At 61.8% G+C, this 432-nt stretch carries 1 pseudogene; it reads left to right on the top strand.

The window, feature by feature from the left end:
- Positions 1-159: 159 nt before the first annotated feature.
- Positions 160-432: pseudogene (locus RM572_RS29345) on the top strand (glucose-6-phosphate isomerase); the annotation flags it as partial.

Genomic DNA, 432 nt, shown 5'->3' on the forward strand with positions numbered 1-432 from the left:
CCTGATCGTCGCTGGGGTCGAGCACGTTGAACGTCGATGCGGCCTGGCGTTCCTCACCACCGATCCAAAGACCCGTGGGCACGGATGAAATCAAGTCTTCAATGGCCATACATCCATCATGTACACCTTCGCTCCGCGCCCCGCATTAAGGTCGACAGAATGAGTGCTGACATCACCGCAACCCCCGCATGGCAGGCATTGTCGAAGCACTACGACGAGATCGGCGACATCCATCTGACGGAGCTTTTCGCTGAGGATCCGAACCGCGGGACCGAGCTGGTGCTGACCGTTGGTGACCTCTATATCGACTACAGCAAGCACCGCGTCACCCGCCGGACCCTGGAACTGCTGGCGGATCTGGCCCGCGCCGCCGGGTTGGAGGCCCGCCGCGACGCGATGTTCGCCGGTGAGCACATCAACACCTCCGAGGAC

Source organism: Streptomyces hazeniae, from assembly GCF_031845485.1.
Classification (GTDB): Bacteria; Actinomycetota; Actinomycetes; order Streptomycetales; family Streptomycetaceae; genus Streptomyces; species Streptomyces hazeniae.